The 13295-nt window shown below is 61.7% G+C and carries 9 protein-coding genes; all 9 read right to left on the minus strand.

The features are described from left to right. Window positions 1-470: 470 nt before the first annotated feature. The 9 genes from KP001_RS10120 to KP001_RS10160 all read right to left on the minus strand — a co-directional run bounded on the left by KP001_RS10120 (window position 471) and on the right by KP001_RS10160 (window position 13287). Window positions 471-2402, minus strand: coding sequence for a type VI secretion system Vgr family protein (locus KP001_RS10120; RefSeq protein ID WP_217289384.1), 1932 nt, complete (start codon window positions 2400-2402; stop codon window positions 471-473). A 217-nt stretch (window positions 2403-2619) separates the two neighbouring features. Beyond that, entirely contained in the window at window positions 2620-3621 is a 1002-nt protein-coding gene (tssG, locus tag KP001_RS10125; protein ID WP_217289385.1) for a type VI secretion system baseplate subunit TssG, read from the minus strand. Beyond that, window positions 3618-5396, minus strand: coding sequence for a type VI secretion system baseplate subunit TssF (tssF, locus tag KP001_RS10130; RefSeq protein ID WP_217289386.1), 1779 nt, complete (start codon window positions 5394-5396; stop codon window positions 3618-3620). The genes tssG and tssF overlap by 4 nt, the downstream gene beginning before the upstream one ends. Before the next feature lie 6 nt (window positions 5397-5402). Beyond that, a complete protein-coding gene (gene tssE / locus KP001_RS10135; protein WP_217289387.1) occupies window positions 5403-5903 on the minus strand; it encodes a type VI secretion system baseplate subunit TssE in 501 nt (166 codons plus the stop codon). Between the two features lie 29 nt (window positions 5904-5932). Further along, window positions 5933-6430, minus strand: coding sequence for an Hcp family type VI secretion system effector (locus KP001_RS10140; RefSeq protein WP_217289388.1), 498 nt, complete (start codon window positions 6428-6430; stop codon window positions 5933-5935). Between the two features lie 32 nt (window positions 6431-6462). Beyond that, entirely contained in the window at window positions 6463-7950 is a 1488-nt protein-coding gene (gene tssC, locus KP001_RS10145; RefSeq protein WP_217289389.1) for a type VI secretion system contractile sheath large subunit, read from the minus strand. A gap of 13 nt (window positions 7951-7963) precedes the next feature. Then, complete coding sequence (tssB, locus tag KP001_RS10150) at window positions 7964-8491, minus strand: type VI secretion system contractile sheath small subunit (protein WP_217289390.1); 528 nt, start codon at window positions 8489-8491, stop codon at window positions 7964-7966. Window positions 8492-8512: 21 nt separating this feature from the next. Beyond that, the gene (tssA, locus tag KP001_RS10155) at window positions 8513-9835 is read right to left on the minus strand and encodes a type VI secretion system protein TssA (protein ID WP_217289391.1); all 1323 of its coding nucleotides are present in this window, start codon (window positions 9833-9835) and stop codon (window positions 8513-8515) included. Then, window positions 9832-13287: a type VI secretion protein IcmF/TssM N-terminal domain-containing protein gene (locus KP001_RS10160; RefSeq protein ID WP_239027965.1), complete on the minus strand. Its 3456-nt coding sequence runs from the start codon at window positions 13285-13287 to the stop codon at window positions 9832-9834. Before KP001_RS10160 ends, tssA begins: the two co-directional genes overlap by 4 nt. Window positions 13288-13295 lie beyond the last annotated feature (8 nt).

The following is a 13295-nucleotide window of genomic DNA, read 5'->3' on the forward strand; positions in this document are numbered from 1 at the left end:
AGCAGCGACTCCAGTTCCGGGCTCTTGTCCTCGAAGTCGATGTCGAGATACCACAGGGCCAGGAGGTACGAGGCTATCCCCTGCTCCGACTTGAACCCCTTGCTCTCTGCGAGTTCGGTGGCGCCGGCAAGGAATTGTCAGCGCTGGTCGCGCTCGATCTTGTGGTAATCGGTCAAGTCCCGCATCAAAGCGGCATCCAGTCGCTCCAAGAACGCGGCCCGCGCCACGTCGTTCATTGGCTCAGTTCTGATTTCCATGACACCTCCCCAATCCTCTGATAGCCCCAGGCGATGCTCCTTCTGTCATCACGCGATGCGGCGTCGGTAAGGAAAAACTTTCTTGCCGTTCCCGGGGCATTTTCCTCTGCAACTATCCACTGTACCGGTCCGAAAAACTCTGCAGCCTCCTCGTCTGTGCATCCGGGGAGGTATTTTCTGAGGACCGATGGGTCATAAAACCTGAAGTCCGGGTTATCCTGCTTCTTTTGGCGGTTTCGGCTGCTCCGGCGATGCGCCAGGGCAAGAGGCCGGCGGCGCCCCGCTGGTCAGGATATTGCCGACTATGGTAACTCCCGCAGGACTCACCGTGATGAAGTTACCGCCCACCCTCAGCGACACCTGGGTTAAAGACTCCAACACCACGCTTTTGGCCGCCTGAATGTGTATATCCTCCCCTGACTGCAGGGCGTACTTTGTTGCCACCTTCACGTGGACGTCGGCACCCACCGACAGGGAAAGGTCGCCACCAACCTTCTGGTGCAGATCTCCCATGACCAGCAGGTGCTGATCGCGGGACACCTTCTCCAGCCGGTCCCGGTTCACAACCAAGTGGCGGTCCTGTCCCACCCACTCCAGTGAATCCACCTTTACCAGATTCACCTGCTCCCGTTCCGCGTGAAGGTACAGATGCTCTTCTCCTTTTTTGTCCTCAAAGCGCAGTTCGTTGTGCCCTCGTCTCTCCGGCGTCGAACACGACTTGATACAACTTCTGGTCTTTTGCTCGGGCAACTGGTACGGCGGCAGATTCATGCCGTTATAGAGTTGGCCGATGATGATGGGCCGGTCCGGATCGCCTTCCAGGAATTCCACCACGACCTCCTGCCCCACCCGCGGCACGAAGAAGGCGCCCCAGCCGCTTCCGGCCCAAGGGTGGCTCACCCTGATCCAGCACGAACAGCTGTCGTCCCGTTTCCCCGCACGGTCCCAGTGGAAGTGGACCTTCACCCGGCCATGCCGGTCGGTCCATATCTCCTCTCCGGGAGGCCCGACGATGACAGCGGTTTGCGCCCCCTGGACCACGGGCTTTGGCGTCAAACGTGACGGATGGTACGGTGTCAGATGAGGGATGCACTCAAAGCTGTTCCGGTAACTGGATATGCAGTCGGCAGCGTAGCCTTCCATCGCCTCATGCTTTACCGACACCAGGAGGAACTCCTTTCCGTCGAGACCGGGGCTGCAATGATCCCTGAGTTGGAAACGGTAGCCACTGGCAAAGGCACGGCAGTCGCTACTGCCAATCAGGACCGTTGCGAAGGTTTCTTCTTCCTCCATGCGGATCTTTGCCAGTCGATCACCAGTCGCCTTGTTACCATAGCATCCGGGGGCGTCGTAGATGTCGCATTTTGCCGCCTGTGCCCGGGCTGCACCGGGAGCCTCCGATTTCAAGCTGGTGTTGGGAATGGTGAAGTTGTAGTCGTCCAGGGAGTATTTCGCGGGATGCATGTATCGCGTGACTTCCAGAGAGGTAATGACGTCCTGGTTCCTGGTGCCCGTTGCGTTGGGGCGCGATGAAGCGTCCTGCTGAAACGGGCACGGGAGGTTTGCGTCCGGGGAATCAGCGATGATCATGGTGTGTTTGCCGTCTTCATGCCGGAAGAAATAGAAGAGCCCTTCTTCCTCAAGAAGCCGGGAGACGAAGTTGAAGGTGGTTTCGCGGTACTGGACGCAGAACTCTCTTTTGTCGTAGCTCCCCCGCAAATCGAAGCGGTACCAGGTAAAACCAAGGCTGTCGAATACCTGCTCCACGATCTCCGGGGTTGAGCGGTTCTGAAATATCCTTATGTCGGCGCACTTGCTGAGGGTCCAGAACCAGGAAACCAGGGTGCACCTGTAAAAGGAGAAGCCGCGATCTTCTCCGTCCTCGCCGCTCGATCTGCCTTGGGAGAAGCTTGAAATGATCCCGTTCAGGTACCTATTGTTGCCGTTGGCCAAGGTTATGGAGACCGTTGCGTTGCTGCCCGGCAGGGCTTCGAGCGGAATCGCGTGACGTTCAGACAGCAAAGACAGCTCGAAGTTGAAACTGCGGGAGATCCCCTCCTCTCCCGTTAGATCCGTCAAGAGAAGGGCATCTTCACCCAGTGAGGTGCGTATGGAAATGAGCCTGTCACGCTGTGTGATCGCCATGCGCTACACCTCACCTGTTATGCGATAACGACCCATTTTGCTTTTCACGTCTGGCCCGCACTTCTTCCGGGCTCAACCAGGGAAACTGCACCGCCGCATCGCACGGTTTTCTCGGTCAGCGGATTCCTGCAGTTCCTGCAGCCCGTGCGACTTCTTGCGCGCTAGCTCTGGCGCCAGTGCCCTCTTTATCGCATCTGCAAACATGGCTTCCCCACTTTTACGAAGCTGTCAAATTCGAGACTTCGTCGGGATCGATGGTCACGAACGGGTCCGCATCGAGCACGGAGCCTGGTGCTTTGAGCCAGGTGGAACGGCCAAGCCTTGCTGCATCGGTAGTTGCCCCGCCGAGCCTGCACCCGGGAATTTCCTCTTTCCTCAAAAAGAGCCGGACCTCGAACTCGTACTCGGGTCCCACCAGGAACCTGATCAGTGGAACCAGCTGTTTCAGTCTCAACTCTGACGACAGATCAATGAAGTCGTGGAAAGCCATAGGCCCCAGACAAAGCCGGAAGGTGGACTGAATGTCGCAAGTCTGGCTGCCACAGACGGCGTCGACACCAAGCAGGCAATTGTTCTGGCCCAGCATGGTCCGGTCCGACGGCTCCAGGTTGACGGTGCGCGGCACCAATGGCTCGACATCGGCATCCACGCCGAGCAGACTTTGCACGATCCGGGCGATCGTACCGGCTGAGGCCGTCTGCCGACTTGCCAGGCCGCAAAAGTGCAGCAATGCCTCCTCCGATGCTGAGATCTTATCCCGAAGCCCCTCGGTCCCGAGTCCGAGAAAGCTGAAGAGATGATTGGAGACGACATCGCTGTTGTCGCTTTTCTTCTGTGGCAAAAGCGAGTTGCGCTTCCAGCCACGGTAAAAGATGGAGATGAGGCGGTGATGAAAGAGGTCATAGAAGTCGCCCATGGCGTGATCGTTCGCCCTCTCCCGCTCCAAAAGCAGTTCATGGTACCAATGCGGCAATACTCCCGACGGACCGATGAGCCCCATCATGGCAACTTCTACTTTGGCAGATCCGTCCTCATCGACGGTAGTCCCGGTGATGTCGCCTGTCGCAAACCCAAAGCCTTTCCTCACTGTGAAGCGGATTTTTTCGGTGTCTGGCGATGAGGGTGCTGCTACGTCGTGGTGGCCCCGATACATCCGTTCCAGCAGACGGACGGTCGCAAAGAAACTCCGACCAGACTGATTCGGCGCATTTACTTTCACAGCAGCACCTTGTCGCCGGTTCTGGGAGGCCAGCGTTTGATGACCGCGTCGCTGCTTGCGCTCACGGCCACAAGCTGCACGAGTGAGTTGACCGCCACGTACTGCCCCAGGAACCTCTCCAAAATGGAGGCGAAGAGGTAAACGCCGCTGCCCACGTACCTCTCTTCATCGAATACAACGGTCACTTCCAACCCGCGGCAGAACCCTGCTCCCATTCTCCTGGTAACCGTTCGGGACCTCACCGACACGATGCCGTTTATCTGGTGCCGGGTGGTAGAGGACGAGGCAAAGTCATACAGCGACAGGAGTTGCCTCAGCGCTCCGGCACCTCCTTCAACAATGGAAATGTGGTTCAGGGAGAGATGGGAGATCAGGCGGCGTTGCTGCCCCCCTTCGAGGAACGGACGAAGAGAGGGGGTCGGTTTGAGAAGGCAGTTGATGAAGGCGAGCGGCGCGGTAGATTCCGTGTCGAAATCTCCGGCAGGATCGCCGAAAGGAAGCCTAACGGGGAGGTCGCGGTTGGAGCAGGTCACGCGCACCAGAAGCGTTTCTTCCAACGGAGCAATCGCAGCTTGGTCAAGTTCGCAAACGGAAAGAAAAGCGTCGGTGCCCCCGTCGTGCAGGCGCGATGTAGGCCGCCGCTGCATCTGCCATAAACCTGCACCATCCTCCCCACCGCTCCCCGAGAATACGGGGCGGTAGCGCTTTACCTCACCGGGGGAAGTTGCCCCGGTAGCTGTGACCTCATCGACACTGAGTACCTCGAGGGCCCCCTCACGTCTCAGGTCGGGTATGATCCTGTACTCGCTCTTGCCGTGGTTGTGCCTGATCGGCTCGGCTATCTTCTGGAAAACATTGACGACAGGGGTCGCATAGAGGCAGAAGGTCTCCGCCCCGACCACTACAGACTCCGGCGCAGCGGTGTCGAGGTAAAAAAGCAGCTCGACGGCATCACCGAAGGCCGCACCTTTCCAGAGCACCGACAGCCCGTTGAGATCGATGAAAAGGAACTTGTGCGGAAACGCGAAGTACTCGAGGAGCAGCCGATATCCCGGGAAAGACTGTTCCGGGTACGGCAGAAGCTCCTCATCTGCAGCAAAGCCGACAGGCCGCAGGGAATCGGGCGGCAGTTGCATGGAATCAGCGAACGATGCACCGGCCGGCACGTATTCAACTGAGCAGAGGTGATTCAGCAGCAGTTGGTACAGCGGGAAGACGTGCTGGGGCTGGCCGTTCAGATAAAAGCGCAGCGTATCGCCCGCAAAGCCGGAGGCGCTGTGCAGCAACAACCGAACCCGCACCACCTGCTGTGCGCCTTTTACCAGCTTTACCGGCGCCTCTAACGACGCATCGATGACCTCCACGGGAAGAAGGGCGACAGGGTAGACAGTCTTGAATTGGCACGGCACGTCGTCAACCGGTTTGGAGAAGAGAGGCGTCCCTTTGGCGATCTCGTACCCCCCCTGCGGCACGTTCCTGAAGAGGGGTGCGAACTTCACCACCGCGCAGGACGGGATCGGAGCCGTCAGTTGCGGATAGACAACCTGCAAAAGCGCCTGGGTGATCTCCGGCAGACCATCGTCGATCTTGCGCTGGATGCGGGCGCACAAAAAGGCGAATGCCTCGATCAGGCGCTCGGTGTGCGGGTCCTCGCACTTGCCCGGCTCAAGCAGGAGCCTCCCCGCCACCTTGGGATACTTCCTGGCGAAACCGCTTCCCGTGTCGCGCAGGTAGCTGAGCTCTCTTTCGAAGTAGTAGAGGATGTCATCGGGCATAATCGATCACGAGAGGATGGTATAGCTGCCGCTGTTGATGTCGAAATGGGTGTCGAAGGCCGTCGGGAGTGCTACCGGCTCGACTTGCAGTAACGCCTCGATCCGGAAGTTCAGGGCCCGCTCTCCCTGCTCCGGTCCCAAAGAGACCGTCACGTCCTTCAGTCGCGGCTCGAAGCACTCAAGGAGCCTGATGATTTCCAGGCGAATCGCCTGCTGAACATGGTGTGAACGCGGGTTCTCCAGGCTGAAGTCACGGCTGCCATAACTGAGAATGGATCGATGCAGATGGGAATCCAGGGGAACCGGCACGTACGGGGCCAGGCCCCCGCGCGGGTTTGCACTCCGGAAGGACCTGGTGTTGAAAAGGTTCTCCAGGTCGCGCAGCACCGAGTCGATCAGCGACCTGAGACTGTCGCGGGAGGAGCAGGCGGTTTCGGCCGGACATTCAGGCTCGCGGTCGGTGAGCCTGTCCAGTAAGGATCTTCTCGGTTCCGGCTGGTATCGCATGCGCCCTCCCGCCATCGGCAGCATTGTCATTACACTTTCTTGTTGGTCTCGAGGTTCCACCCGGCTGCCACTTGTCCCCCGCCGGAGCCGTCGGAGCGGTTTTGCTGGGTGTAGGCGAGTTCGATCTTGCCGTAGTTGAAGGCGATCTCCTCGACCGGGATGGGTTCGCCGCCGTGGGCGCTGCCGCCGGGGCGGTTGAGGCTGATGATGACGTTGGAGAGTTTGTACTCCATGTACTTGAGCTTATCCCCTCCGGCCCGGCAGATTTCCAGCGTGACGCTGGGGATGTGCCTGCCGGTGGCGCAGGCCTCGAACAGCTTGGGGCTCGCCTTGTCCAGCACCTTGACAATGCTGAAGTCGGAGAAGCTCGCCCGCTCCGCGGAGGCACCACCCGCGCTGCTGGCGGTGCCTGAGGCGGGCTGGGTGACGGAGAAGTTGTAGGATAGAACCTCGATCCAGTCCCGGTGCTTGTCGTCGCTGCTCTCTCCGGGGATTCCCTCTATCTTCAGGAAGGCATCAAAGGCCATGGTGCATCCTCCTTTTGCGCATTTTCACCACTTCAGCCCTTCCGGGGCGAAGGGAGGTTGGCGACGAGCCGCAACGAAATGGTCAGTTCATCCAACTGGTAGTGCGGCTTCAAGAAAGCGACGGCGCGGTAGCATCCCGGCCGGCCCGGCTGATCGAAGACCTCGATCCGCGCCTCCCTCAGCGGGAAGCGGGCTTTCATCTCCTGCCCGGCATCGTCATCCAGCAAAACATAACGGCTGATCCACCGGTTCAGGTAATCCTCAATGTTTTTCCTGGTCCCGAAGCTGCCGATCTTGTCCCTCATCATGGCCTTCAGGTAGTGAGCAAAACGCGACACCGAGAGAATGTACTGCAGCTGTGCCGAGAGTCTCGCGTTGGCGTTGGCGACATCGCTGTCGTATAACTTGGGCTTGTGTGCGCTCTGGATGCTGAAGAACGCAGCCATGTCGGTCCCTTTGCAGTGGACCAGGGGTACGAAGCCCAGGTCGGCGAGTTCCTTCTCGCGCCGGTCGGTGATGGCGATCTCCGTCGGGCACTTGGCTGCAAGTTCTCCTTCGCCGGTGTCGAAGGTGTGGAAGGGAAGACCTGTGACCGCCCCGCCCCCTTCGACGCCGCGGATGGCCGCGGTCCAGCCGTACCTGGAGAAGGCGTCGGTGATGCGGCCGGCAAGACAGTAAGCGGCGTTGCCCCAGAGGTACTTGCCATGATCGCCGCCGGCGACGTCCTCCTCGAACTGAAAGGATTCGACGGGGTCGGTGTCCGGTCCGTACGGCAGCCGCATCAGCACGTGCGGCAGGCAAAGCGCCACGTACTTGGCATCCTCCGACATCCGGAAGGAACGCCACCGGGCATAATCGGCTCCCTGGAAGATCTTTGCCAGATCCCGCGGCCCGTCGAGCCCCGCGTAGCTGTCCACCCCGAATACGGACGAGGAAGCCGAGGTGATCAGCGGAGCGTGTGCCGCTGCGGCAACCTCTGACATCCTCGTCAATAGCGCGAGATCCTGCGGCGTGTTGCCGAACTCGTAGTCACCAACGAGGCAGCCATAGGAGTCGCCGCCAAAGCTGCCAAACTCCTCCTCGTAAACCTTCTTGAAGAGCGAAGACTGGTCGAACTCGGCCGCCTTCTCCATATCCCTGGCGAGTTCCTGCTTGGACGCACTCAGCACGCGGATCTTCAGATCGCTGCCGGTCTCAGCCTGATGCACGAGGTAGGAGACCCCGCGCCAGGAGGCCTCGAGCCTCTGGACCTCGTCATGATGGATGATCTCGTTCACCTGCTCGCCGATCAACCGGTCGATCTCGGCGATCCTGGCGTGGATCATCCTTTCCAGGTCGCCGCCGGCCGCCATCTCACCTGCGACCACCTGCTGCGCCAGCTCGACCAGCATCTCCTTCGCGTAAACCTTCTGCTCGTCGCAACGGGCAAGACGCCCCTCGTTGATGATGAGATCGAGCAACTCCGGCCGAAGCTCCGGCTCGGAGAACAGCACCGGCTTTCCTTTGTCGAACTCTTCCATGGCTCCCTCCTTTTCAGGCGCTCTCGCCGCCGGTTTCGCCGCCGCCTGCGGGGCGGTGACAGATCGCTTTGAGGGCGTCGCCATTTGCCAAAAGATCCTGCAGCAATTCACCCAGCCGGTCGTTCCCGTCCAGCCGGTTAAGAAGGTCGGAAAGCCTCCCTCGAGCCTCGACCAGTTTTCTCAGCGGCTCAACCTGCTGCACCACGCGCTCGGGACGGAAGTCCTCGAGCGTGGCGAAGCGGAGCTCGATGCCGAGTTGGGAGCCGTTGCCGCACAAGGTGTTGTCCACTTTGAAGGCAAGCCGGGGGGCCATGGTTTCCATCACACGGTCGAAATTATCCCGGTCGATTTCGACGAACTTCCTCTCCTTCAGGTTGGCAAGGGAAGAGGCCGGCGTACCCGACAGATCGGAAAGGACCCCGACGACAAGGGGGATCTCCTTAACCTCTACGCCGTCGTCGACCTCGACGTCATAGGTGATGCGGACCCGGGGCGCCCTCACCCGCTCAAGCCTGTGTTGCAGACTTTCTGAAGTGGTCATGGTCTCTCCTTTTGCCGCAACCTAGCAGCGGTACGGCATCGCCTTGGTGACATCAAGCAAACAGATGCGTCTGAAAAGGGCCTGCGCAAGATCGAGATCGCCGTCGCGGGGGCCACCGGCCTGCAGGCACCGGTAGTAGGCGACCAGCACCTCGGCGACCCAAAGCGGTGACTCCCAACGCTCCAGTTGCAACTCCTGGATAACCCCGTGCAGTTCCTCGATGATGGGGCGGGCCAGGTCAGCCCGCCCCGCTTCCAGGCAGAGCTTGCCCATGAGAAGCCTGACCCGGGTGCGATCCCGGACCGATTCGGCAGCATTGCCGACGTACAGCAGCATGGCCAGTGCCTCCTGTAAGCGTCCCGCCTCTACCATGGCCAGTGCATCACTCCACAAAGAGAGCTCGGGGACCCCTCCACCGGACGCCGTTGCTGCGACTGCGGGAAGACCCGGCACCGGGGGAGGGGCCGCCACCTTCCCCTGCGGGGCGGTAAAATCTTCGGCGGCCACGGTACCCTCTGCTCCTGCCGCCGCGACTGCGCCTGCGGTTGACGAGGATGCGCCGTAGAAGGTTTCTGCCAGCGTGCCGCACTCCTGAAGGACCGACCACAATTCGGCCAAATCGGGAGCGGCACCCCCGAATTTCTGCTCCATCACCTTTTCCAGGCGCTGCAGCCAGGCGCTGCACCTGGCGGTGTCTTCGCGTAGCGTCACGCCATAGGCGCCGCCTGAGTGCGCGACAGCGGCATCAAATTCCTCGGCGCTGATGGCCGACGCGGCCAGCAACTGCTCCCGGCGACTCTTCTTGTCCTCGTCTATCTCGCCGTAACGGTTCCTCAACATGGCCTCGGTGCCCACCTCCCGGGATTCCCGCCACTTGAGCCAGGAGTAGCCGGGGGTGACGGCGGGATCGGTGAGCGGGACCGACCTGACACGCAACGTGACCTTGGCGGCGAGGAACTCGAAGGGGGTCGCCCGGTATTCAAGGTCCCCTCCCTCCACCTGCGGATAAACCGTGTCCCAGAAGCGCTCCGTGAGTCCCGTCACGAGTTCCAGCCCCCAGGCGAGGCCTGCGAAGCCTTCCGTCACCGTGAGGGCTTCGGTCAGCCATGCCGCTATCTGCAAATCCTTTGTTTTGGTGCCAAGGGCGGTTGACGCCAGGACGATGACCTTGTCCCAGTTGGCCTGCTTGACGTCGTGCCGCCAATCACCCATGGCGATGGCATCCTCGCAGCGGCGCGCCTCCATGATCTCTTCGTACACGGTCGTGTAGCGCAGGTCGAGGCCGGAGGGTGTTTCCACGCAGATGGGGGCCATCAGCTCCTCAATCGACAGGTCCTTGATCATTGCCCCCCCTGGTCCCAACATTCGGCGATCCGGGTCGGAACCCTCGCCGGGAGCGGCTCCGCCTGCTGCGCGGCAAGGTCACCTGCGCCGAATAGCTGGTAGTTCACCTTGATGAAGCGCACACCAAGCCGTTCCAGCGCTTCCTTTTCGCGGGGGAAGTTGCGCGGGTAAAAGGTGTGCCGTCCTGAAGGGAAGTCACGCAGGAAGTCCGGGAAGCCGCTGCTGCCTGAATATCTCCTGGTGAGGGTGGTTTCTCCGACCTCTATCTGCAGCACCACGTCGCTGCAAGCCTGCGGCATGTAGACGAACGGCCTGCTCACGGGGTAGTTCATGTTGGTCATGGCCTGCACCCCCGTGGCGCAATGCAGTTCCAGCCGCGTCCCCTGGGGCTTTATGCGCGCCTCGGCGTTGGCATCGGTCGGGAGCCCCTTGATGGTGACCTGGTACGCCGGCCTCGGAGCCGCGGCAGCGGCCGCTAGCTTGGCCCTGCCACCGGAGGCCAGGAAGGAATAGAATTCAGGCCGGAACGGGATCGATCCCCCGAGCGCGGATTTCGGGTGATACCCGCGTGCCGGAGTCCAGCCGATAAAGGAGTTGGCGTAGTCGCCGACGTATTTCCATACCGGACCGTCCTTGCCCAGGAGGTACTGCAGGCTCTGCGGGTCGCGGCTTCCCTGCACCTCCTTCAGCACGGTCTGCTCCCACTGGGCCTGGAGGGCGCACGCCGTCTCCATGCGGATATAGGTACCGTAGAAGGTTATGGGGCCATAAACCAGGCTGGCGAAGGTGTCGTCCCCCTGCCCCTGCACGAGGAGCTGGTTCAGCCGCTGCGCTGCCTCCGCCGCCTGGAACAGGGGCGACTTGCCCGCCTCAACGGAATCGCTGAAGGCCTGCAGCGCCATCCGGTGCGCCAGTGCCCTCGATTTTGCGACCGGGGCGATCTGGGCGATGGCGTTCAGGTAATCCCGGGCCACGTTGACGCCCTGGTCGCTGCCGGGAAGATTCTCCCTTTTCCCCCCAAGCCGGCCGATGGTCCCCGCCACCCTGCTGGCGTGATCGGAGAGCGAGGATGCCACCCCCGCCGGACCGGCGCCCTTCAGGGCCTGGAAGCGGTACAGCTCCGCGATCCACCCCGGCAGCCTCTCGTTGGCGTCAAACGGCTGCAGTTCCGAGAGGGCGCGCCGCATGAAGCTGAAGTAGGGGCCCTGCTCCCCCGCCATGGTGGCCGCCGCGCTTTGCCACTCCTTGGGCGCCAACAGCCGGTGGGCGCCGTTGGGGAGCTGTGCCGCGAACCCCTGCCAAGCGTCAAATGCAGCCTGCCGGTAACTACGCCAGAACCCAGCCCGAGCCCGCTCCAGCGCGCTCCGGTCAGGGTAGGCGGCACTCAACTCCCCGAGCAGAGACGTGATGCGCTCTCTTCCATTGCGGGTAAACGAGGGGGACAAGGCGGGCTCGCCCGGCAGAGCCCGCGATCCTCCCCAGAACTCCCGCAGCGAAATCGGCGCCGCCGTTTCCTCACGGTCCACGAATCCGAGCACCCAGCTGAAGTCCGATCCTTTCAACAGCACCAGGCGCTTGAGCAGCAGTTGCAGTCGTTGCAACTCCTCGGATATTCCAGCGGGATCGGCAAGCCAAGTGACGTAGGAGAGGTAAAGGGTGCCACCGGCCGGATCCGACCATCCCTGTGCCTGGGATGCCAGCACCCGGTATTCCGGCATCGGCCGGGCCGCCAGGCTCACCGGGTCCTCTCCAGTCAGCTTCGCCTTGAGGAGGTTGCAGCGCCGGCTCAGGTGCAGGACCAGCCCGCCGAAATCGGCGTCCGGCACAGCCGGAGAGAGCGTGTCCAGTGCCGTCGCCATCTTCTCGTCGAACGGCGCCAGCAGGTGACTGCGGTATTGCTGACAGTAACGGGCCTTCAGCGCCTTCTCGACGTCGCTGCCGCGGGTTAAGCCGAAGCGGGGCACCCACCAGTTCCTGTTGGCGCGCTCCACGTCGACGACGGCGCGGCGCATCGCTTCCAGGGAGGCGAGATCGGCGGCGATATCACCCTGCATCTGAGGCATACCGGCCGCCGCTGCGGATGCCTGCCGCAGTACATCGACATTCCTCATGAATGAGCAGGTGAGCAGAGCGCAGAGTGCAACCCCGGCCAGCAGCCAACCGGCCATGGCCAGGTTCCCGGTTAGATGCCGCCACTTCAGGGTCCGGGCGCTCGGGCTCCAGAGCCAGCGGTCCCTCGGCAATACTTTTTCGAAGAAATCGTGCAGGAAGGGTGCGTGGGCCACCGCGACGGCGTGCATTTCGCCCGTGAGGGCGGGGGGAGTTTGTCGGACCGGGATGGCGCTGCACAGGTAGATGCCGCGCAGAAGCGGGGTCTCCTGGTAATGGTTCTGTCCAAACGCCGCCGGCATGAAGAGCTCGAGCCCCGGGCGCAGCGCCCGTAGTTGATCAGGGAAGAGCAGCAGTGGTCCCGTCGGAGGCGCCTGGCGGTGCAGCAGTAAAAGGCGCAATAGCTGCAGCCGTGCATCGAGCGACCCCGAGAATTTCTCCAGCAGGCGCGACACGTCGGTGTCGAGCTCGCTGTTCAAAAGCCCCATCGGTTGATCAAGACTCTCGGACGGCAGCCGGGAGCAGAACTCGGTCATGCCGCTTACCAGGTCACACTTGGTGATGAGGAGGTACACCGGGAAGGTGACCCCGAGGTAGCGGATCATCTCCTCGATGCGGCAGCGCAACTGCCGCCCCCTCTCCTCCAGGTCACCAGCCACTTCGCCGGTCAGCTGGTCCGCGGCCACGGTGACGATGACGCCGTTGATCAGCTCGGTCCTGCGATGCCGTTTCAGCAGCGACAGGAAGGTGAGCCATTCCTCCCGGTCGGGGCCCGGGTCGAGCGGTACCGCGTAACGCCCGGCGGTGTCTATCACGATGCCCTGATCGTAAAAGTGCCAGGAGCAATTGGCCGTCCCCGCCTCTTGCGCCCCTTCCGAGAAGGGGGACAGCAGGCGCGCGCCTCGTACCGCGCTGGTCTTGCCCGAACCGCTCTCGCCAATCAGCAGGTACCAGGGGAGGACATGCAGAGGATCCCCCTCCTGCTTGAGATGTGACATCTTGAGGGTGCGCACCGCCGCCCGAAAATTGCGCTGAAGATCGAGAACACGGTCATGCCGTGCCGCTTCCGCCGAAGGCGTGTCCAAGGGGATCGTTTCAGGCTGCGGCGAGTGCACCGGGACGGGTTCCTGCTGCATGGGTTGCCCTTTTTCACGGTGGTGCAGGATCTTTTTCACCCCTTCCAGGGCTCCCCACAGTAGCAGCACAATGAAAGGAAGGAAGATGCCTATGCGCCACGTCCAGGGAAGCAGCGGGATCATCACCAGGGAGATCAGCAGGAGTGGAAGCAGCGCCGCGCCGAACAACACATATTTGCAGTAGGTGAGCACGGTGTACTTCTTCACGACGCACC

Origin of the sequence: Geomonas subterranea (genome assembly GCF_019063845.1) — a bacterium.
Classification (GTDB): Bacteria; Desulfobacterota; Desulfuromonadia; order Geobacterales; family Geobacteraceae; genus Geomonas; species Geomonas subterranea.